Annotated in this window: 25 protein-coding genes; 11 read left to right on the top strand and 14 right to left on the bottom strand. The window is 48.1% G+C overall.

Annotated elements, in window-relative coordinates; genetic code table 11:
* The 9 genes from traK to AC1EK1_RS01255 all read left to right on the top strand — a co-directional run bounded on the left by traK (position 1) and on the right by AC1EK1_RS01255 (position 8505).
* On the top strand, positions 1-624 hold the full coding sequence (gene traK / locus AC1EK1_RS01295) for a conjugative transposon protein TraK (RefSeq protein WP_023058480.1): 624 nt from the start codon (positions 1-3) through the stop codon (positions 622-624).
* Entirely contained in the window at positions 621-953 is a 333-nt protein-coding gene (locus AC1EK1_RS01290; protein WP_023058404.1) for a TraL conjugative transposon family protein, read from the top strand. The genes traK and AC1EK1_RS01290 overlap by 4 nt, the downstream gene beginning before the upstream one ends.
* Positions 904-2265 (top strand): conjugative transposon protein TraM, encoded by a 1362-nt coding sequence (gene traM / locus AC1EK1_RS01285; RefSeq protein ID WP_480305239.1) that lies wholly within the window; start codon positions 904-906, stop codon positions 2263-2265. Before AC1EK1_RS01290 ends, traM begins: the two co-directional genes overlap by 50 nt.
* A gap of 37 nt (positions 2266-2302) precedes the next feature.
* Positions 2303-3223, top strand: coding sequence for a conjugative transposon protein TraN (gene traN, locus AC1EK1_RS01280; RefSeq protein WP_023058477.1), 921 nt, complete (start codon positions 2303-2305; stop codon positions 3221-3223).
* Position 3224: 1 nt separating this feature from the next.
* Positions 3225-3809 carry a conjugal transfer protein TraO gene (locus tag AC1EK1_RS01275; protein WP_023058442.1) on the top strand — a complete coding sequence of 195 codons (585 nt, stop codon included), beginning with the start codon at positions 3225-3227 and terminating at the stop codon, positions 3807-3809.
* Entirely contained in the window at positions 3809-4654 is an 846-nt protein-coding gene (locus AC1EK1_RS01270) for a toprim domain-containing protein (RefSeq protein WP_023058448.1), read from the top strand. Before AC1EK1_RS01275 ends, AC1EK1_RS01270 begins: the two co-directional genes overlap by 1 nt.
* Before the next feature lie 26 nt (positions 4655-4680).
* Positions 4681-5142, top strand: a complete 462-nt coding sequence (locus AC1EK1_RS01265; protein ID WP_023058421.1) for a DUF3872 domain-containing protein — start codon at positions 4681-4683, stop codon at positions 5140-5142.
* Entirely contained in the window at positions 5126-5635 is a 510-nt protein-coding gene (locus AC1EK1_RS01260; RefSeq protein WP_036873509.1) for a lysozyme, read from the top strand. Before AC1EK1_RS01265 ends, AC1EK1_RS01260 begins: the two co-directional genes overlap by 17 nt.
* A gap of 122 nt (positions 5636-5757) precedes the next feature.
* A complete protein-coding gene (locus AC1EK1_RS01255) occupies positions 5758-8505 on the top strand; it encodes a TrlF family AAA-like ATPase (RefSeq protein ID WP_023058433.1) in 2748 nt (915 codons plus the stop codon).
* Between the two features lie 152 nt (positions 8506-8657).
* Here AC1EK1_RS01255 and AC1EK1_RS01250 read toward each other — a convergent pair whose 3' ends face one another.
* From AC1EK1_RS01250 to AC1EK1_RS01185, 14 genes are all read right to left on the bottom strand, one after another.
* Positions 8658-8888 (bottom strand): hypothetical protein, encoded by a 231-nt coding sequence (locus AC1EK1_RS01250; RefSeq protein ID WP_023058463.1) that lies wholly within the window; start codon positions 8886-8888, stop codon positions 8658-8660.
* Between the two features lie 4 nt (positions 8889-8892).
* Entirely contained in the window at positions 8893-9147 is a 255-nt protein-coding gene (locus AC1EK1_RS01245; protein WP_023058484.1) for a hypothetical protein, read from the bottom strand.
* A gap of 26 nt (positions 9148-9173) precedes the next feature.
* Positions 9174-10448, bottom strand: coding sequence for a PcfJ domain-containing protein (locus AC1EK1_RS01240; RefSeq protein WP_023058452.1), 1275 nt, complete (start codon positions 10446-10448; stop codon positions 9174-9176).
* A gap of 17 nt (positions 10449-10465) precedes the next feature.
* On the bottom strand, positions 10466-10996 hold the full coding sequence (locus AC1EK1_RS01235) for an antirestriction protein ArdA (RefSeq protein ID WP_023058491.1): 531 nt from the start codon (positions 10994-10996) through the stop codon (positions 10466-10468).
* A 22-nt stretch (positions 10997-11018) separates the two neighbouring features.
* Positions 11019-11438: a PcfK-like family protein gene (locus tag AC1EK1_RS01230; protein WP_023058460.1), complete on the bottom strand. Its 420-nt coding sequence runs from the start codon at positions 11436-11438 to the stop codon at positions 11019-11021.
* Between the two features lie 17 nt (positions 11439-11455).
* Positions 11456-12046, bottom strand: coding sequence for a hypothetical protein (locus AC1EK1_RS01225; RefSeq protein ID WP_023058399.1), 591 nt, complete (start codon positions 12044-12046; stop codon positions 11456-11458).
* A complete protein-coding gene (locus tag AC1EK1_RS01220; protein ID WP_023058475.1) occupies positions 12043-12339 on the bottom strand; it encodes a hypothetical protein in 297 nt (98 codons plus the stop codon). The genes AC1EK1_RS01225 and AC1EK1_RS01220 overlap by 4 nt, the downstream gene beginning before the upstream one ends.
* An 11-nt stretch (positions 12340-12350) precedes the next feature.
* The gene (locus tag AC1EK1_RS01215; RefSeq protein ID WP_023058392.1) at positions 12351-12569 is read right to left on the bottom strand and encodes a hypothetical protein; all 219 of its coding nucleotides are present in this window, start codon (positions 12567-12569) and stop codon (positions 12351-12353) included.
* 12 nt (positions 12570-12581) lie between these two features.
* On the bottom strand, positions 12582-12791 hold the full coding sequence (locus AC1EK1_RS01210; protein ID WP_036873654.1) for a hypothetical protein: 210 nt from the start codon (positions 12789-12791) through the stop codon (positions 12582-12584).
* A 602-nt stretch (positions 12792-13393) separates the two neighbouring features.
* Entirely contained in the window at positions 13394-14431 is a 1038-nt protein-coding gene (locus AC1EK1_RS01205; RefSeq protein ID WP_480305238.1) for a vWA domain-containing protein, read from the bottom strand.
* A 47-nt stretch (positions 14432-14478) separates the two neighbouring features.
* The gene (locus AC1EK1_RS01200) at positions 14479-15459 is read right to left on the bottom strand and encodes a vWA domain-containing protein (RefSeq protein WP_480305237.1); all 981 of its coding nucleotides are present in this window, start codon (positions 15457-15459) and stop codon (positions 14479-14481) included.
* On the bottom strand, positions 15456-16406 hold the full coding sequence (locus tag AC1EK1_RS01195) for a hypothetical protein (protein ID WP_480305236.1): 951 nt from the start codon (positions 16404-16406) through the stop codon (positions 15456-15458). The genes AC1EK1_RS01200 and AC1EK1_RS01195 overlap by 4 nt, the downstream gene beginning before the upstream one ends.
* A 13-nt stretch (positions 16407-16419) precedes the next feature.
* Positions 16420-17292 carry a DUF58 domain-containing protein gene (locus tag AC1EK1_RS01190; protein ID WP_480305235.1) on the bottom strand — a complete coding sequence of 291 codons (873 nt, stop codon included), beginning with the start codon at positions 17290-17292 and terminating at the stop codon, positions 16420-16422.
* 10 nt (positions 17293-17302) lie between these two features.
* On the bottom strand, positions 17303-18310 hold the full coding sequence (locus tag AC1EK1_RS01185) for an AAA family ATPase (RefSeq protein WP_480305234.1): 1008 nt from the start codon (positions 18308-18310) through the stop codon (positions 17303-17305).
* 526 nt (positions 18311-18836) lie between these two features.
* Between AC1EK1_RS01185 and AC1EK1_RS01180 the strand changes: the two genes are divergently transcribed.
* Positions 18837-20222 (top strand): SGNH/GDSL hydrolase family protein, encoded by a 1386-nt coding sequence (locus AC1EK1_RS01180; RefSeq protein WP_480305233.1) that lies wholly within the window; start codon positions 18837-18839, stop codon positions 20220-20222.
* Positions 20223-20225: 3 nt separating this feature from the next.
* Positions 20226-21476 carry a GDSL-type esterase/lipase family protein gene (locus AC1EK1_RS01175; RefSeq protein WP_480305231.1) on the top strand — a complete coding sequence of 417 codons (1251 nt, stop codon included), beginning with the start codon at positions 20226-20228 and terminating at the stop codon, positions 21474-21476.
* The last annotated feature ends 7 nt before the right edge of the window (positions 21477-21483 follow it).

The raw sequence follows: 21483 nt of genomic DNA, 5'->3' as shown, positions 1-21483 counted from the left end.
ATGGAATTTAAGTCATTAAAGAATATCGAAACGAGTTTCAGGCAGATACGCCTCTTTACCTTGGTCGTCATCTGCCTGTGTGCTACCCTTGCGGGCTATTCGGTATGGAGTGCCTACTCCTTTGCCGAAGCCCAGAGGCAGAAAATATATGTATTGGATGGCGGTAAGTCGCTGATGCTCGCCCTGTCGCAGGATCTGTCGCAGAATAGACCCGCGGAAGCCAAGGAGCATATCCGCCGCTTCCACGAACTGTTCTTCACGCTTTCACCAGACAAGAATGCGATTGAAAGCAATATCTCCCGTGCATTGCTCTTGGCGGACAAGAGTGCCTACAACTATTATCGGGATTTCTCAGAGAAGGGATATTACAACCGTATCATTGCGGGCAACATCAACCAAGTCGTGCAGGTGGACAGCGTGGTATGCAACTTCAACCGCTATCCGTATTCCGCAAGGACGTATGCCCGACAGTTGATTATCCGTGCCAGCAACGTCACGGAACGCAGCCTCGTTACGGAGTGCCGCCTGCTGAACACGAACCGAAGCGACGACAACCCGAACGGTTTTAACATCGAGGGATTTGAGATTTTGGAGAACAAGGACATCAGTACCCGTAAGCGATGAAAAAGAAAAGTCTGTTCCGAATGATGCAGGAGGGAGCGGAGGCAAGGCTCCGCCGCCTGTGCGGACGCATCCCCGCTCATTTGAGGCTGTATGTCGTCCTGACGATGCTTCTCTTTTTCGCCATACTTGCCAACTATGTTTTCTTCAACGGTTTGTACCGTATCTTCTCAGACGGAGACTCCGAGGAGGAAACGTTACCGGCAATCGAGCATATCGAAACCCCTGAAGTAAGGCGGCTCTATCCCAACGACAGTATCAACCTATTAAAGTATTACGATTATGTACCCATTCAAAAGAAAGACAGCCTCCAATACGAGCACCTCGCCTGAACTGACGGAGGAAGAAAAACAAAGGCGAAAGAAGTTTGTCATTTACCCGCTGATGTTCCTGCTTTTTGCAGGCTGTATGTGGCTCATCTTTGCCCCATCGAAGAAAGAGGAGGAGCAGGACAGCCAAGGTTTCAATACGGAAATGCCGGATCCGCAAGCCTCGGAACTCATCGGCGATAAGAAGAAAGCCTACGAAAAGGAGATGATGGAACAGAAGGAACAGGAACGAAGCCGTGCCATGCAAAGCCTCAGTTCCATGTTCGGGGAGATGACAGGAGGACAACCGGTGCAGAGTTCCGAAGAGTTGGCATTGAAGACGGATTTGTCGGAAAGAGATAACGGTTTCGGCTCTCGTACCACTGCTCCACAAGAGGGATTCCATGCTTCGGCTTCCGCTTACCAAGACATCAACCGCACGCTCGGCAGTTTCTATGAAGCACCAAGAGAAGACCCGGAAAAAGAGGAAATGCGTACCCGTTTGAAGGAGTTGGAAAGTCGTATGAGTGCCGAGCAGCAGTCGCCCGCTATAACCGTGAACGACCAGATGGCACTGCTCGAAAAATCCTATCAACTGGCAGCCAAGTATATGCCCGCAGGAGGTAATGGACAATCTGCTTCGGTGACACATACCTCGGGGAATGAGACGGCTTCCGAAAGGAAAGCGGTCTCTTCCGGTCGCAATGGAAAGGCAATGGCGTTTCCTGTCAGGCAGGTGAGCGGTCAAGTGGTGTCGGCTCTGGCACAGCCGATGAGCGACTCGACTTTCCGCTCCGAATATGTCAAGGAGAGGAACTATATGTTTCAAACGGCTATCGGGACAATCTCGCAGACGGAGAGAAACACCATATCAGCCTGTGTGTATAACAATCAGACGGTTATGGATGGGCAGACGGTGCATTTCCGTCTCTTGGAGCCGATGTTGGTATCGGGCAGGGAGATTCCACGCAATGCCCTTGTCGTGGGAACGGCAAAGTTGCAGGGCGAACGACTCTCCATTGTCATTTCCTCATTGGAGTATCGGGGAAGCATCATTCCCGTGGAGCTGTCGGTCTATGACACGGACGGACAGGCAGGGATATTCATTCCCGGCTCGATGGAACGCAGTGCCGCCAAGGAAATCGTTGCGGGTATGGGGACATCCGTAGGCAGCAGCGTGAACATCTCCACTGATGCAAAAGCACAGCTTGCCTCCGACCTCGGCAAGGGGCTGATACAGGGAACAAGCCAATACTTTGCAAAGAAGATGCGTACCGTCAAGGTGCATCTGAAGGCAGGTTATAAGGTGCTACTCTATCAGCCAGAGAACAAGTAAATCACAATTATTATTCACCACTTTAATCCAAAGTAAAATGAAAAGAACAGTTTTAGCCATCGCCCTGATGCTGGGCGTAGTCTGTGCGAACGCACAGGAAACAACTTCAAGCGGAGACCTCTATGAGGGACTGACACGTAAAATCGCCTTTGAGCGCATGATACCGCCTCACGGGTTGGAAATCACCTACGATAAGACGGTGCACATCATCTTCCCCTCCGCCGTTCGCTATGTGGATTTGGGTTCGCCCAACCTCATTGCGGGTAAGGCGGACGGAGCGGAGAACGTCATCCGTGTGAAAGCGACGGTCAAGAACTTCCGGGAGGAGACGAATATGAGCGTCATCACGGAGGACGGTGCGTTTTACACCTTTAATGTCAAGTATGCCGACGAGCCGCTGCTCTTGAACGTGGAGATGACGGACTTTATTCATGACGGTGCGAGCGTAAACCGCCCAAACAATGCGATGGAGGTCTATCTGAAGGAACTTGGCAGCGAGAGTCCGATGCTGGTAAGGCTCATCATGAAGTCCATCCATAAGGAGAATAGGCGTACCGTCAAGCACATCGGCAGCAAGGCGTTTGGCATTCAATATTTGCTTCGAGGTCTGTACTCGCACAACGGGTTACTGTACTTCCACACCGAACTGCGCAACAAATCCAACGTTCCGTTCGACATCGACTTCATCACGTTCAAAATCGTGGATAAGAAGGTTGCCAAGCAGACCGCCATGCAGGAGCAGGTACTGCTTCCGCTGCGTGCCTACAACTATGTTACCTGTGTGGCGGGACAGAAGAGCGGTCGCACGGTGTTCACGCTTCAGAAGTTCACCATCCCCGATGACAAGCAGCTCATTGTGGAGATGCACGAGAAAAACGGTGGGCGACATCAGTCCTTCATCGTGGAGAACGAAGACCTTGTGCGTGCAGGGGAGATTGACGAACTCAGAGTGAAGTAATATGAGAAAGTCTCTATTTTCCATATTTATCGTGATGCTTGCCCTCTTTGCAGGGCAGGCACACGCCCAACGCTGTCTGCCCAAAATGAAGGGCATACGCCTGACCGCAGGCATGGCGGACGGCTTTTATGCCAAGTCTGCCAGCAACAACACAGGCTATATGTTCGGGGCTTCGCTTGCCACCTACACTAAAGGCGGACATCAATGGGTGCTTGGGGCGGAGTATCTCTGCAGATACCACCCTTATCGGGATAGCCGTATCCCTACGGAGCAGTTCACGGGCGAGGGAGGTTTCTTCTGTAATATGCTGTCCGACGGGAGCAAGACCTTCTTCCTCTCCGCAGGCGTTTCTGCCTTGGCGGGATATGAGACGGTCAATGGTGGAAAGAAACTGCTCTTTGACGGCTCGACGCTACGAAATAAGGACGGCTTTCTTTATGGTGGTGCCGTTACCTTGCAGGCGGAGACTTATCTGACGGACAGATTGGTGTTATTGTTCTATGGCAGGGAGTGTTGTCTGTGGGGTGGCTCTACGGAGCGTTTCCATGCCCAGTACGGTGTCGGACTGAAAATCATGCTGGACTGATGGACGTGCGACAAATGAGAAAAATCCCCATTGCGGACTTCCTGAACGCAATGGGGATTCAGCCAAAAAAGCAGAAAGGTGGCATTCTCTGGTACAATGCTCCTTACCGCACGGAACGGACACCCTCGTTCAAGGTCGATACGAATAAAAATGTATGGTTCGACTTTGGAATCGGCAAAGGGGGCGACATTTTCGACTTAGCAGGAGAGTTTATCGGAAGCGGTGACTTCCTCCTGCGGGCGGCTTTCATTGCAAAGAGTGGAACGTGTCCGCCACTTGCTTTGGAACAACCGCAAAGAAGCGAAAGGAAAGGACTTGTCTTCGAGGATATTTGGGTGCGACCATTGCAGAATCCCAGACTGCTGGGTTATCTGGAAGAACGGGGAATCAATGCCCACGTTGCCATACCCAACTGCGAGGAGGTTCGATACCGGGTGCATGGCAAACGGTACTATGCCATCGGCTTTCGTAATGAGGCAGGAGGAATGGAATTGCGTAATCGCTTCTTCAAGGGCTGCATCCCTCCGAAGGATATTTCACTGAAGCGTAACGGTTCGGACGTGTGTGCCGTATTCGAGGGCTTTATGGATTACCTCTCCGCTATGCAAATGGGCATCATCGCTTCGGACTGGCTTGTGCTTAATTCCGTCTCCAACGTGGAAAAAGCGGAGAAAGCCTTGCAGGGCTATGAAAGGATAGAATGCTTCCTCGACAATGACGAGGCAGGGAGAAGGACTTTTCAGAGATTGCATGGCTGTTTCGGGGAGAAGGTCATCGACCGTTCTGCCCTATATGCCAAACATAAGGATTTGAATGACTACCTGCTGTCTCAAAGGCGGGTGTGAGTGTATAATATAAAATGTAACAAACAATGAAGAAGAAAATATTGAATACAATTTGGGTAATGGGGGTACTCTCCATTGCTGTGTTTTGTTTATCTGCTTGTAATCACGAGCTGGATATTCAGCAGGCGTATCCGTTCACGGTAGAGACAATGCCGGTGCAGAAGCATATCGCCAAGGGACAGACGGCGGAAATACGCTGCACGCTCAAACGGCAGGGGCGATTTGAAGATGCACGCTATACCATCCGTTATTTCCAACCCGATGGTAGGGGGAGATTGAAGATGGATAACGGTATGGTCTTCAAGCCCAAAGACCGTTATCCGCTCACGAAAGAAGAGTTCAGGCTATACTATACTTCCGCATCCACAGACCAACAGACAATAGATGTGTATGTGGAGGACAACTTCGGGCAGACGGCAAAGCTCTCGTTTGAGTTCAACAGTCAGAAGAACGAGGAAAAGGAGAAGAAGGATGAGGATAGGAAGTAAACTTGTCGTCTTGTGCCTTGTCTGCCTTTCCTGCTTACGGCTTTCGGCTCAGGACAGAAGAAATGTACTTCTCTCGTTGCCGCCCTTTGAGCGTGCCGTTGTCTGCATCAAGCATTTTGAGGGCTTACACGGGTTCAAAGATGCTCCCTATGTCGGATACGGGCATCAGCTCTTGCCGGGCGAACATTTCACGGCAGCGATGACGGAACGGCAGGCGGACTCGCTGCTCCGGTCAGACCTGATGAAGCGTCTGATGATGTTCAAGGACTACGGCAAGGATGCTTTGTTGCTTGCCGTTCTGTCCTACAATGTTGGAGCGGGTAGGTTGCTGGGATACGGGAAGTATCCCAAGAGCCGACTGCTACGAAAGATAGAGTCGGGCGACAGGGATTTCTACCGTGAATTTGTCTCTTTTTGCCAATACAAAGGCAAAGTTCTGCGAGGACTTGTCAAACGGCGAAAGGTGGAGTTTGCCCTGTTTTATATACCTTGATTATCAAATACGCCTCTTGCGACATTTTTATGTTCTGCAAGGGGCGTTTTTTCGCCGTTTTATTCGCCTTTCTCGTTATGAATGAGTACCTTTGCGAAAGGTAATATTAATATAGAAAAATCATGAACAGAGGATCGGAATGGAGAATTTGGGACTTGCATGTCCATACTCCTTTTTCTTTGGAGCATAATTATAAGTGCTCTCCTGATGAAGATATATGGGAGAAGTATATAGATGCTTTAGAGCATCTTCCCGATGATATAAAAGTTCTTGGTATCAATGACTATCTTTTTATTGATGGTTATCGTAAAATTCTTGATTATAAAGAACAAGGTAGGCTGCAAAATATAGAGTTGATACTACCTGTTGTCGAGTTTAGGTTATCAAAGTTCTGTGGAAATAAGAAGTTTAAAAGAATAAACTACCATGTCATTTTTTCTAATGAACTAACCCCTGATCAAATTCAGCAGCAATTCTTGAATGCTCTCACTGCGCATTATACATTAAGTCCAGACTGTACTCAACAGTGGGGTGGAGTTATTTCAATAGAAAGTATTCAAGATTTAGGAGAACGGATTATAGCCTCTGTACCAGAAAATGAACACCAACACTATGGAAGTCCATTAAGAGAAGGATTTAATAATCTCAATCTTGAGACGTCTGTCATTAAAAATGCTTTATCAAATGCCAATCAGATATTTGAGGGCAAATTCATGACAGCTATTGGTAAAACAGAATGGGAAGATTTCAAATGGAACGATAATTCTATAGCAGAAAAAAAGAGTATCATTAATGATGTTGATATAGTATTTACCGCAGCCGAGGATATCGAAGCATACAATAAATCAAAAGAAAAACTACATGAACAAGGTGTAAATGATTTGCTATTAGATTGTAGTGATGCCCATTCTTTTGCAGACCAGATTGAGCTAAAGGATAGATTGGGAAATTGTAAAACTTGGATTAAGGCTGATACTACATTCGAAGGACTAAAACAGATTCTGTTTGAACCAGAGGATAGAGTGAAGATTCAAATAACCAAACCTGACGAGAAGAATATTTATCAGGTAATTGATAGTATAACATTAAAAGAGGATGATTTTTGGGATGGGAAAATTTTTCTCAATCCTAACTTAAATACTATCATAGGAGGACGTTCTACAGGGAAATCATCATTACTTAAAGCAATAGCTGCTAAGCATGGAAATAAAGAAGTTGGAGAAGGTGATTTTATTAGACAACATCTTGATGGGGTTTCTATCAGATGGCAGGATGGAAATAATCAACTCGGTCGTGAAATAGAATATTTCCGACAAAGTTACATGCACGAGATTGCTTTTGACTCAGAAAAGACGAATAAAATAGTAGAAGACATAATAAAGAGCAAAGATGAAAATAGAATTTTAGAGAATTATTATACTCATCTTACAGATGTTTCTAAAAGTGTAACGGATGGAGTTTTCTATGTTTTTCAACTGCAAAAAGAGATTGATTCTCTAAAAAAGAGTTTATCAGAAAAAGGTAATAGGGATGGTGTTCAACAACAATTGCAACTATTGAAAACAAAAGCATCTACTCTGCAAAAAGATGGAGCATTAACACAAGAAGAAAGAGTTTCATTTGATGCTTATGTATATCAAATTCAAGAAAAGAAGAAACTTATTGCTGCGGCAGATAACGACCTTGAGTTGTTGAATAGATTAAAAAATCTCACTCCATTCGATTCTTCCTTTGAGAAAAAATGGGATTTTGATAAATTATCTTTTGGGTTGAATCAGTATGAAGTAGATCGTCTGTTTAATGGTTTGAAAGTAAGAACTGAAATGGAATGGACAGAGATCGTCCAAAAAATCATAGAAGATACCTCTAAAGCAAAAGACCAAATAGCCACGGAGATACAAACAATAATAGCTTCTGATATCTACAAAAAAGGATTACGGATATTTGAGGACAATAAGGAATTAAAAGATATTAATAGCAAAATACAAGAAGAAGAAAGAAAGCTTACTGCAATTGATGAGATACAGAAAAAGCTTGAGCAAGCAAGGCTACAACGAGAAGAATCAATCCGTAAAGTCATTGACAATCATTGCTCTTATAAAATAAGCGCAAATGATATTTGTAATAACTTAGCCATCACTTATGATAAACTTGATATTCGTGTAAAACTCACTTTTCACAAGCAAGAAATGCGAGTCTTTTTGGAGACCAGACTAAATCAAAGAGGTTATGAACGTCAAGAATATCTACAAGAATTGCTAAATAAATATGATGAAGATAACAAAGCAATTAGTTTGGACTTCTTTAAGAATCTTCTTTCAGAGAAAGTGCTTCTGAAGAATGGATATGAAGCATTAAATGTTGTAACAGAATTTCTTACCCACAGTTGGTATAGCCTTGATTATAGCTTGACTTATCAAGGGGATAATTTTGTTAATATGTCAGAGGGAAAACAAGCTTTTGTTATCCTGAAACTACTTTTGGATTTTAGTGATAAGAAATGCCCAATACTCATAGACCAACCAGAGGATAGTCTTGATAATCGCGCGATTTATCATGAATTAGTAGCATACATCAAACGGAAAAAGAAAGAGCGACAAATAATATTGGTGACGCACAATTCCAATGTTGTGGTAAGTGCAGACGCAGAAAATGTAATTGTAGCTAATCAAGAAGGTGCGGATACGCCCAACTTAGGAGGTTTGAAATTTCAATATATCAACGGATCTTTGGAAGACACCAAGCAAAGAGACGAAAATGCTGAGTATATATTATCTTCACAAGGTATCCGTGAACACATATGTGATATTTTGGAAGGAGGGCGTGTTGCTTTTGAGAAACGTGAACAAAAATACGGCTTTAGAAGATAGAACAATATTTGGATGGGCTTTTTGTTACTTTTGAGCCGTCTCAACTCACTGTCAAAAGTAACGAGGTGTTTTTTATTGGGGTTTCTTTGCTCCTTTCTTTATCTGCTTAGGCTCACGAAAGAAAGGAGCGATTGGCAAATCTGCCGACCGCATTACTTCATCTGTTCTTCTTGAATGGTTATCCGTCCCGTCCTGACTTCAGGGTGGGTGGAGAAAGCCCAATTCACCTCTTCATCGGGTAAGGTGCTGTGAATATTCCCACCCATTACCAATCCGCAATTCTGAATGACCTTTTGCTGTGCGTCCTCCCTGCTTTCGGCAACAACCTCAAACACTCCCTCGAAAATGTACTGCGTCCGTACTCTATAAACTTTCTTCTTCATATTCTCAAAACTCAACTTTTAATAATCTGTGTTCCATCGGCTCACCATTCGATAACCTGCGGTGGGTAAGCCAAAAATGATGTGTGCCATAACCATAGGCAAAGAACTTGTCAAGTTCCGTTTCTTCGGCTATCCGCTTGACGGCAGCTCTCAGTTCCTCTTCATTGACGGATAAAGTAATGGCATTGATTACCCTTATAAGGATATGGGGTATCTCGTCCGCCCAATTACATACGATGCTTTCAATTTCTGCTTTCATATCTGTGATATTTTGGTGATTGTTGCTTATGCTGTCGCTCTCATTCTCTGTCTTATCAATTTGCGGTTGGCATTCACGAGGCTTACGATTTGGTCGTGGTACTCTGTGTTTTGATTACAAACGCCACGACTTTGCACAACTTTGAGCGTGTCCAAATTAACCTCAATCGTTTCTATCCGTTTGCCCTCAATGGTTGCCGAAAGGATAAGCGAGTTTTCTTTGAGATAGTAGGCACTATCAAATACGCAATGGTGCATTGCCACCCCCTCCTCCAAATGTTCCTGCACACTCTCCAATACGTGGACTTGGATTGTGCCGTTTGTGAAGCAAAGACCGAAGAACTTGGATTTGAGTTCTTGAAAACGCTCCTCGTCCTCCATCGCCTTCCTGCGTTTCCTCTCTATTTCCTCCTTTTCTCTCTGTTTGCGAAGCTCGTTTTGCCTGCGGTCGTGTTCCCGATATAGGTCGGTGGGGCAAACATACTTCGGGCTGTGTGTGTCCTTGCCCAACCTGCGGAGCATATCCACATAGTCACACCATATAGAAATGTCCTCTATGTCATAGCCGTTTCGAGTGGCAACCTTATAGGACTGCCAACAAGTGTCAAATGTCCTTGAATTGTAGAGGAAGTATTTCAAATGCTCGGCTCTGCCTGCTTTCAGCAAGGTTTCCGCCCGACTGTCGGATAATATAGCGGGGATAAGGATTGTCGGGGCAATGCCGTGAAAATCGTCCTCAAATCCATTCCTGCGGAGTGTGTCCATAACCTTGAATTTGGGATATATCGGTGAGTACGATATATGACGGTAGGCTTCGTTATCGTTGCGTACTGCCATTGGCGAACAGAAAGAAAAGGTGTCAATGTATCTGCCTAATGTTCGTTGAACGGCTATCACTGATTGCCGTCCTTGTGCGTTCCACCAATATTGACCAATTTCAAGGGTATATGATGAAGCCTTGCAACCTTTCTCCATTTCCACAGAAAGAAGAAACATTCTTAGTACTTGGTACTCTCCGCAAGCGGTAAGTATCGTAAAGTATTGCTTCTGCCTAATCTTGCGTTCAAAGGTTTCCTTGACCTGCAACCTTGCCCCGCAATGGGGGCAGGTGCAAGTGTCCGTTGGCTTTTCCATTGTCCAACTATGCCCACAATCCATACACGTTGTGCGACCTTTGGGCAGTCGGTAGGCGAAATGGTCTATACACTCACGGAATGCCCATTTGCTCTGTGTCTTGGTTATCGGGCGAAGGTGCTTGCTCTCGGCAAGGACAGCCTTCTCATATCTGTTTCTTGGTTTCATTTTCTATCCTCCTTGTTTTATTCGTTGCGAAATACATAACCGTCCTTATACCAAAAGTCTGTGTCAAAAAGGTCATCGGCATATTTGGAGAAGTCGAAGTAACTCAGTGCAAAATCGGATAAATCGTTCTTCATTTTCACAATTTCCTCCGCAAAATCCTCCCTGCTTGCATAACTGCCCATATAGGCGGATTGAAAAGCCTTTACAAGGCTGTATGCGTCTTGGGTGATATGGGCATTGTTGCCGTCCGCCCATTCCCAAAAGGCTTCTTTCTCCGTGTCATTCAATCTGTCCAACTCGTCCCGAAGTTCAAAGAAGTTTTCATCCAAATGACCTTCGTTTATCAGACCATCGGGGATTTCCTCCCACGCTTGGAACATATATTCGGGTTCTTCCTCATCCTCGTGTATCTCGGCACAACGCTCCATAAAGTCGTCCAAATCGTAGAAGTCCGAAAGTTCCACCCATTCTCCCTGCAATGAGCCGTTGTTGTACTTGGCATAAGTGCCTACATAGATGCGTGCTTCGCTTAAATCCATTGTTTCCATTTTCCTTTCGTTGTTTAAGGGATTAAAACTCGAATAGTGAGGGTTGTGATACGATTTCCGTTGTCTCGGCTTTCTTTGGTCTTGCGTTACGGCTTTTTATTTTGGAGAGTTCTTCACGTTGGTATTGCTCTACGGCTCTCTGTCTGGCTTCCGCCTTCTCCTCATCCGTGAGTTCGATGGTGTGGTTTACCACCACTTTGCAGGAATTAGGCTTGCCTACCTCTATGTCGTCCTCGTCATAGTAATGCACTGCCATAGAGTAGATTTCATCGTCCGAAAATCCCGAATAACCGCTTTTCTGTACCTCGCTGAGGATATAGGTTACACACTCGTCTATGTTCTTGTTTTCCTTGCGGAAACTCTCCGCAAAGAGTTCATCGTATGATGCTCGGTTCTCCAAATAACATTGGATTACGCTCTTGAAATGCTCTGTACCTTTCATTGTCTTTTATGTTTTAATCAGTTGAATAATGTTCCGTCTGATAGGAACTCATAATTGTTAGCTTCGCAACTTTCGGCAAAGGCTTCCTCGCTGAATTGATATTCCATATCGTCCCTGCAAGCCTTGAAAAATCCGTTCAAACACTTGTCCATAAGTTCGTATAGGGTGGTATCATTGGGGGCTTTCAGAAAAACGTATATGGGTTTCAAGATTTCATAGTCTATGCAGTAGCCCGTCAGCACACAATCGTCCGAAACAAACACACGGCTCTTGCGTTTCTTCTTGTAGTTTCCACTCCAATAAGTCTTGGGTGGATACAAGTCGTTCCAATAGTTATTGACAAGGTATTTCAGAAGTCTTGTCCCTTTCATATTGTCTTCCTCCTCGCTGTAATGGGAAGTGAAACTATAGGTGTAGGTACAACTGTCGTATGACCATCTGTCCGCCTTGATATTGAAAATCCGTTCAAAGGCTTGCAATGTGGCTCGGTTCTCTCTGTCCCAAGTATAGTCGCAATGTTCCGCCCAATGGCTGTGTGCCTTTGCTTGTGCCTCCCTTGTCAGTTCGTGGAGGTTATATACCTCGTATGTTCTTGTTTCCGTTCTCATATCTGTTCAGTGTTATCGGGTTTATTGTTGATGATGTCTTCTCCATTGTTTGCAAAGACCTCGATAGTCGGCTGTCCTCCGTTTTCCTCTACGGATAGGCTTTCGGAGGTGTCATACAAGGTTTCTCCGTCTGTGATGATGATATTCTCATCGTCCTCAAAGCAAAGCACGTCCTCTCCCTGCCACGACTTGACAAGGGCAACGGCTTCTTCGTAACTCTCGGCTTTTACATCAAAGTGGGTGCGTTCCCAACAAGTAACCTTTCTGTCTTGATAAAAATTGAATTTTTCCATTATTCTTACTTTTAGATGGTTGCTAAAATGATTTCTTGGATATGAATGGGTTCGACCTCTGAAAAGAGATAGAGGATAAATTCCTTTCTGTCCTTCCGATTAAGTTCCTTGAATAATTCCCCAAAGGCGGAGATATTTCCGTTGAGGTAAACCGATACCATATACTCGAAGATGTTGTCCACCTCATAGTATCTGCATTGCTGTGCGATTGTCTTGCTTCTTCTTTTCATATATCTGCCTGTTTAAGAAATGAGTAACCAAAGTATTGCTCCGATGATGAGGGCATAAGTCAGAATGTACACTGCGATAGCCAAAGCAATGGTAAGGAGTAACCGAATGAGGAATTTTCCTGCACATATCCCTGCCAGCCAAAGCCAGATGCTTCCGCCACAAAGGAGAGAGCCTGCGAGTGCAAGTGCCACCCAAATTGATATTTTGTATCTCAGTTTCATCTTGTCTGATTTTTTTGATTTTAGGCGGATTCCAGAGGTGAGGGAGTTGAGTTTCAACTTTTTCTTTTTCCCAGCTTCTCGCATATCCGACATTTTTTTTATGCGTCTTTCCGTCGGGTCGGTCGTTTTCGTTTCAGTGGCGTAAAAAGGTAGGGCTTAGGACAAACAAGGTTTTACGGCGAGAATACTACCTGCAATGAAATGGAAGTGTGGAGATTGTCGTCTAAACGGCTTGCCGCCCCGACCTTTTTTGTCCGTAGAAGCCCGGAACTACCTTTGCCGCTGACAACGAACAACCGATCCCGACATGATACACAGGCATAAGTGGAGGATGTGCATGGAAAGAAGCAGGGCGAAAACAAAAAACGCAGTCTTCGGAGACTGCATTTCATCATAAGAATAAAATACACGGAAAACAAAAAGCCGCCCAAACGGACGGCTTTACGAAAATAACTCGGAGAAAATTCTTTTTTCTCACGATATACTCTTATCTTTGCAACAGGTTATTCGAGTTATGCAAAGCGTTGTATATCATTGTTGAAGATAGGTCGCTAAATCATTACCTACTGCATTTCATAACTCATTAGGCTATTGAATGCCAATCATTTGAACCTAAATGATAGATTTTTTCCAAAAATATGGATACGCCTGAAGTATCTATTCTTTCGGTCAAGTACAAAAAGGTCGAGCCATAAAAGTACCAGTGCCGGCAAAAGGAAGAAGTGATACACTTCGGTGTATGCGGTGTACACGGTGGTCTCCAGCTCGCTTTTCTCTAGTTTGTCCAGAGCCTGCTCGAGGACGCGTACCGTCCCGGAGACATCATTCGCAAGAATAAATGTTCCCCCACCGGCTGATGCTATCTCCTCTCCCATCTTGGTGTTGAGCCGCGTGACCACCATCTTGCCGTCACTGTCGTAGAGATAGGAGCCATCCTTTAGGGGAATAGGACCACCCTCCGGTGTGCCGACACCGATCACGCTGACCGATATGCCCTGCTCTGTGGCTTTGCGGATAGCGTCTTCAGCACTTGCTTCGTGGTCCTCGCCATCCGTGATGATGACGATGGCGCGCTTGACGGTTTCGTCGCCGGAAAAACTGCGTATAGCCAGCCGGACAGCTTGCCCAATCTCTGTTCCTTGTGTCTCAATAAGGTCCGGGGAGGCTCCTGCGAGAAACATCTTGGCGGAGACAAAGTCCGAGGTGATTGGCAGCTGTACGTAGGCGTCTCCCGCAAAGTAGATCAGCCCGATTTTGTTGTTGCTCAGCTTGTCCACTATCCTTGATACGATCGACTTTGCCCACTCCAGCCTTGAGGGCTTGACGTCATCGGAGAGCATAGAGTTGGATAGATCCAAGCAGACCATGAGCTCGACACCCTCCCTTGTGACGGTCTCACTCTTGGAGCCCATTTGTGGGCGAGCAAGTGCGAGCACAAGCAGAGACATAGACAAGCCCAGTATGATATCTCGGATCAGCTTCCTGCGGAGTGAAAGGTCCGGCATGAGTTGCTTGACGAGATCAGTGTCGCCGAATCTTTTGAGCCTTTTGCGTTGCTGATAGGTCCGGACAAATGAGATCAGGACCAGTGCGACAACCGGGATCAATAAGAAGAGAAGATGTGGGTATAAAAAACGCATAAGTCGTTACTTCTTCAAGTCAGATAAGGCATTTGCCCTTGTACGTGCTAGGGCAGGCTCCTTAGCCAGGTGTTGCGCAGTAGGAGGGCGGCAGCTGTCAGGCCCAGTGCAAGCCACAAAAAAATCGGGAAGTGCTCTGCTTTTTGGGTAAAGTTTTCTACCTTGAGTTTCACTTTCTCCATTTGGTCGATTTCCTTGTAGATGGCTTTCAGGCTGGCATTGTCTGTGGCTCTAAAGTACTGTCCTCCTGTGCGTGTGGCGATTTCTTGTAGCATTCCTTCGTCGATATCGACGGGGAGCATCATGTACTCAACCCCCATCAGGGTCTGTACCGGAGTGGGGGCTTCGCCTTTGCTCCCGACACCTATCGTATACACTCTGATCCCAAAGCTCTCCGCAATCTCCGCAGCTGTGATTGGGGCGATAGCACCGGCGTTGTTGGTTCCATCCGTTAGGAGGACCACTACTCGGCTGTCGCCCTTTACATCCTTGAGCCGACTGACTGCTGTGGCCAGTCCGCTACCTATTGCCGTCCCATCGTTGATCAGCCCCAGCTCCACTTTTTGGATCATGTTGAGTACCACCGCATGATCTGTGGTCAGTGGACACTGTGTATAGCTTTCGCCCGCAAATACCACGAGACCGATATTGTCGGATGGCCGTGAAGCGACAAACTCAGATGCCACAGCCTTGGCCGCCTCTATACGGTTGGGCTGAAGGTCTTGGGCCAGCATACTGCCGGATACATCCATGACGAGCATGATGTTGATCCCCTCGGTCTCTCGTGTAGAGTGGGAGGTGCTGCTCTGGGGGCGGGCCAACGCAATCGTGACGAGGATGTAGGCCAACAAAATCAGCCCAAATGGAAGCGGATACAGCCGACTGCGCCAGGAGCGACGAAGTCCCTCAAAGGCTCCAGTGGTGCTTAGGGTAAATGTAGCCGGTGTCTTTTGTCGCTTGATGTAGATGTAGAGGGCAAGTGGAACAACAAGCAGCAGTAAAAAGTAGTAGGGGTGTAAAAAGGTCATGGCTTCTCTTGCGCTTCCGCTTGATCTGACGGTTTTTGCTCTCTGATAAATGCGACGGAAGCATTCATCAAGCTAATATTGTCATCCGGCTGAGGTATGTACTTGGCAAACTTCACTGTGTCCGCTGTTGTGAGGATTCGGCGGAGGTCTTTTTGCAGCGATTGATTGTCTACCGTGTTGTGAAAGCTCTCCAGGATTTCGGTGGAGGTCTTCTCTGCGGTGTCAATGCCGTAGACGCGCCAAATGAATCGTCGGAGGATATCCGTCATACTCGTGTAGTACTGCTTCACTTGGTTTTGCTCCCATAGTCTGGCTTCACGCAGTTGCTCCATCCCTTGCAGTGCTTCTTCGTAGGGGTCGACCGGAGGTTCCCGCTTGTTGCTGTCGGCATCAGAGGGGGCCTTTCGTTTTTTCAGGTATTTCCATAGGAAGTAACCACCCATCGCGAGCAATACCAGCACAAGTGCTGTGATGAGGATCCACAGGTAGTCTTTCCACACAAAGTCCGGCTTCCACTGCTCTTTTAGGTCCGAAAAGCTGTCCGGCTTGCTCAGATCTACCGGTACGGTGTTCACGACTAGGATTGGGGCTTCTGTGGCACTGTATAGATTGCCGGCAACCATAGCCTGGATATTGCCTAGGACGTAGTTGGCCGAGTCAAAGGCTGTGAGTGTCACGGCATAAACATGCTCCATGATTTTGTCGGTCACCTCTGCCGAGTCTGTCAGAGCCACATCTATGATCTCTACGCCACTGACAAGTGTGTCCTTTGGCAAAATGAGCCGAGCCGCTTCTGCTTTGGGGTGAGCGATTCGGACCCGGAGTGTGGTTTGCTCGCCTATGAGGATCTTGGCCGGCTCGAGTGACGGGATCACCCGGACCTCCTGAGCCACGATAGGCAGAGCTATGAGTGTGCTGAGTAGTAGGGTCTGTACTGTTTTGATCATCGCTATTCTTCCTTTACCTCCTTCTCCGGCTAAAAAGTTGTTGCAGGACGGGCACATAGTCCTCGTCCGTAGCCACACTCGAAAAAGTGATATCGTACTTCGTAAATGTGTCCACCATGTAGCTGGTCAGTGTTTGCCAGTAGCCTCGGTAGGCATTTTGGATGCGCTTTGATGAGCTGTCGACCAGGTGTATATGTCCGGTCTCCGCATCGGTTACGCGCAGTAGGCCTACTTCCGGGAGTACTGTCTCGTGCGGGTCGTAGACACGCATGGCAAGGAGGTCATGCTTTCGGCTCACGACACTCATAGTCCGTCCGTAGTCGCTGTGGTCGATGAAGTCGGATAGCACAAAGAGTGTCGCCTGCTTCTTTTGGACGTTGTTGGCATAGACCAAGGCCTGCGAGAGGTCGGTACTCTCTCCACAGGGTTCCAGGGTGAGGATCTCGTTGAGGATATGCAGGACGTGCTTGCGACCTTTGCCGGGCGGGATGAACTTCTCGATCCTGTCCGAGTAAAAGATCACGCCCACCTTGTCGTTGTTGGTGATGGTGCTAAAGGCAAGTGTGCCGGCAATCTCGGCGACCAGCTGTCGTTTGGTCCGGCTCAGGGTGCCAAATAGCTCACTTTTCGACACATCCACTAGGAGGAGCATTGTCAGTTCACGCTCTTCTTCGTAGACCTTGATATAAGGTTTGGCGTAGCGTGCCGTGACGTTCCAGTCGATATCGCGTACGTCGTCGCCTACTTGGTACTCCCGCACTTCGGTGAACGACATGCCTCTACCCTTGAAGGCAGAGCGATACTCTCCAGAGAAGATGTTCTGGCTGAGTCGCTTTGCCTTGATCTCGATGCGCCGGATCTTTCGGAGTAGTTCGCTGGTATTCATGCTTTAGGCTTTAGGGAACGTCTACTCGGTTGAGTATCTCGTTGATGATTTCTTCGGGTACGAGGTTGTTGGCCTCTGCTTCGTAGCTGAGGGCTATTCTGTGGCGAAGTACGTCATGGCATACGGCGCGTACATCCTCGGGGATCACGTAGCCTCTGTGCTTGATGAAAGCATAGGCGCGTGCTGCCAGGGCCAGGTTGATCGAGGCACGTGGAGAGGCACCATTGGTGATCATGCCCTTGAGGTTGTCGAGACCCGCCTCTACGGGGAATCGTGTGGCAAATACGATGTCGATAATGTACTTCCGGATCTTTTCGTCGATATAGACTTGGTGGACGATCTCTCGAGCTCGGAGTATCTGTGCGGTCGTGACCACCTGTCGTGCTTGTGGCTTGTCGCTGTCCTGCATGATCTGTGAGGAGACGATGTTCATCTCTTCTTGCTTGGTGGGATAGCCGACGTTTACTTTCAGCATGAAACGGTCGCTCTGAGCCTCCGGCAGGGTGTACGTCCCCTCTTGGTCAATGGGGTTTTGGGTCGCCATGACGAGGAATGGTTCCGGCAGGGCAAAAGTCTGATCCGCAATCGTCACTTGGTGCTCTTGCATAGCCTCGAGCAGTGCACTCTGTACTTTGGCAGGGGCACGGTTGATCTCATCGGCTAGCACGAGGTTGGCAAAGATCGGGCCTTTCTTGATGCTAAATGATTCGCTCTTTTGGCTATAGATCTGGGTGCCAATGACGTCTGCCGGGAGCAGGTCGGGGGTAAACTGTATCCGGCTAAAGTCTGCATCCATCAGGTCTGCCAGTGTCTTGATCGCCAGTGTCTTGGCCAGACCCGGGACTCCCTCAAGCAGGATGTGACCATTGGCGAGAAGTCCGATGAGCAGGCTCTCACGCAGGTGTTTTTGTCCAACGATTACTTGCCCCATGCCGTTGTTTAGGAGGTCAAGGAAACCACTCTCTCGCTCAATGACCTCAGTCAAGGCTCGTACGTCTACAGGATTATTTGTCTCCATATTGTTGTGCTATTCGTTTATTTCCGTTCAAATTTCTTGCAAATATACCTATTTTGGTACTCCTTGTCTCTTTTCTTGTGAAAAGAAACATTAAGGAATCTACCGATAAGTAAATGGAGGAGTCGGAGAGGGTAGACGGACCGAAAACTGCGGTTCTCTTTTTTTACCCAAAGTGTGTGTCTGCCTCCCTTTTGGATGACCCATTTTTTCCCCTTCTATCCGTCTAAGCGATCCCTTCTATCCGTCTAAGCGATCGCTTCTATCCGTGAAAAGTTTTGTCTCTATCCGTGAAACTCATGGTCCTCTGCAAGTATTTGATTGTCTGTGGCTTGCAAGGTGTCCAAAATTGGTGCAAAAAAGAGGTCGCGGCAGTGGACTTTTTGGATGATTCTTACACCGGGAAGGGGCTGTCCGATGAGCCCTTTTTCAGGGGGGGGCCAATGTGTTTGCCTCAAAGCGGAGAGCGGAGGTGGTGTGGTATTAAAGTGGTACCTTTGCCCCTGTTTTTGGCACTATGTTTTGGAGCATGAATCATTGGTCGGATGGGTGTGGGCTTTTGCGGAGCTTTTCGGTTTGTTTGGTAGCGGTCGGGCTGGCTTACCTGATCTCTTTTGTCCTGAATAGGGTAAATGGAGATGTGAAGGTATTTGACCCGGTGAGCGATTTGTTTCCCGGATCGGAGGAGGTCGTGGCTGAGCCTGCCCCTTCTCTCAATGTGGATTTGAGCCCGATCGAGCCGGAGGGGACGTCTATTGCCACGGACTCTATACTTTCATCGTCTGCTGAGGTGGATCCGATTGTGGCTGAGGTGGATTCGACTGATAGCTCATCTATGCTGATGGACTATACACCCGATCATGATGGGGTGTCTCGGGTGCGTGCGTGGTTGCAGGAGGCTCGGGAGATGCCTCTGCATGTCGCTTTCTTTTCGGACTCGTTTACGGAGGGTGACCTACTGGTGGCTGATTTTCGTCGGATGCTTCAGCAGACTTTTGGCGGTAAGGGTGTCGGCTATCTTCCGGTCACCTCTGCCACGGCGCGTTTTAGGACCTCGGTGCGGCATCGTTTTGGCGGTGCTTGGGCGCCACACACTCTGCTACAGGCTGGCTCCTATACGGCCTCGGGGCAGTGTGATCATCTCTCGGGTGAGGGGCAAGTGACGATTGGGATCTCCTCTCCCACCTCTTCATCCAAGGAGGTGGATCGAGTAGCGCTCCTCTACCGCTGTGGGGGGAGTGCGATATTGACGACTACGGTCAATGACACAGTTGTCTCTCGGTATGACCTGAGTGCCACGGAGGATGGTAGGCTGTCTCTGTGGGAGGAGCGTGGGGGCGGTGTGCGTTCGATCCGGATGGAGGTGCAGAGTGATGACCTGGATGTCCATGGGATTTTCCTAGACGGGGCCACGGGTGTCTCGGTGGACAATATGAGTAGACGGGGTGCATCGGGAGGTGAACTGACTCGGATCAGTGGGCCACTCTGCAGTGAGATGAGAGGGGTGCGCAACTACCGACTGATCATCCTCTCTTTTGGACTCAATGCCCTTTCGCTGGAGGATGAAGCGGATGACTATTTTTGGTACTATCACAAGATGAAGAAGAGTTTGGCTCATATTCGAGAACTCTTTCCGGATGCTGTGGTGCTATTGATGTCGGTGTCGGATCGAGCCACTATTGTGGATGGCAAGGTGGTGACCCTGCGTGGGGTCCGCCAAGTGCGTGCAATCCAGAAAAGGTTGGCTCGGGAGAATGGTTGTCTCTTTTGGGATACTTTTGCCGCCATGCAGGAGCTGGGGGGTGTACAGTCGTTGGTCGAAAAGGGCCGCATGGCCAAGGACTATACCCACCTCAGTGTCTCCGGAGGTAGGGAGTTGGCCAAGCGTTTGTACCATTCGTTGGTGGAGGAGTAGGTGATGAGACAGACGGTGTGGCCCTCGGTGGGTGTCGTATTGTGGCTCCTTGCTATTTGTCCGGCGGTTGTGGCACAACGCCTCGCCCCGCTTGACCTTTTGGAGGTGGATCGATGTGTGCTGAAAGCTCCGGAGGGGTATCTAGATGAGTTTTGGGAGCTATGTGTTTCCCCGACCAATCGTGAGACTATACCGGTGGTTCATCTCGGGGACTCGCATGTGCAGGGTGGGTACTTTAGCGCACCTATCCGTCAGTTTTTTGATGACTACTTTTGCTTGGCCGGCTTGGGGTGGGTGGCTCCGTACAGTCTTTTGCGCAGCAATCAGCCGCATCCCGGACGAGTGTCGGGGCATAAGGGTCGATGGTCGGGACACTTCGTCACTTCGCGGAGGTATGGGGACTCACCCAGTCCTACGGGTATCACACTTACCGCTCAGGTGCGTGATGAGGTGGAGATAAAGGTGCCTGACGGTTTCCCGATCAGGCGGGTGGTCCTCTTGCGTGATGTCTCCACGCCACCACTGTATATCAAGGGGGCAGCGCAACCGGCAGTGGGGGTGTCGGGTGTGGAGGAGCCCGGTGTAGATACACTGTGGGTGAATGAGCCAACCACGGTCTTGACATTGGTTGCACCAAAAGGCGCACGGTGGTATGGTGCCAGTCTGGAGAGTGGTTGTCCGGGTCCACTTTTGCACACGATTGGCTACAATGGGGCTTTTTTCCCTTCGCTGAATCACCGTGCTTTTTTGGATCATTTGCATCTGTTGCGCCCTCGCTTGCTCATAGTGTCACTTGGAACTAACGATCTACTTGCGCCCAAGTTTTCGTCCGCCCTTTTTGCCGGCGAAGTGAGGAGTCTTGTACGGGCCTTGCAGGTCGCTATGCCCTCTACTGCTATCCTTCTTACCTCGCCTGTTGCGACCTTTAGGGTCAAGCGTGTGCGCCGTGGCCACTATTGTTGGATCGCAAGTGGCAATGCGGATGAGGTGTCCAAGGTGCTGGAGCGGGAGGCTTCTGAGCTGGGCTGTGGCTATATAGACCTGTATGGGGCTTTTGGCGGTGTGTCCGGTGCGGATGCGCTACCGGAGGCCGGGATGATCTCTAGAGATGGCGTGCATCTCACAAGGGAGGGGTATGATGAATTGGGAATGGCTGTCGCGTATGCGCTTCTGAGAGATTTTAGGAGCTATGTGTTGCGTCGGCGTCCTCTCTTTTATCAGCGACAAGTGCTTGATATCAGCAGGGTGAAGTAAGGTCGTT

It is taken from the genome of Porphyromonas sp. C0026D3 (assembly GCF_056590775.1).
Note: the sequence above shows the minus strand (reverse complement) of the source record. Positions and strands in the feature narration are given on the sequence as shown.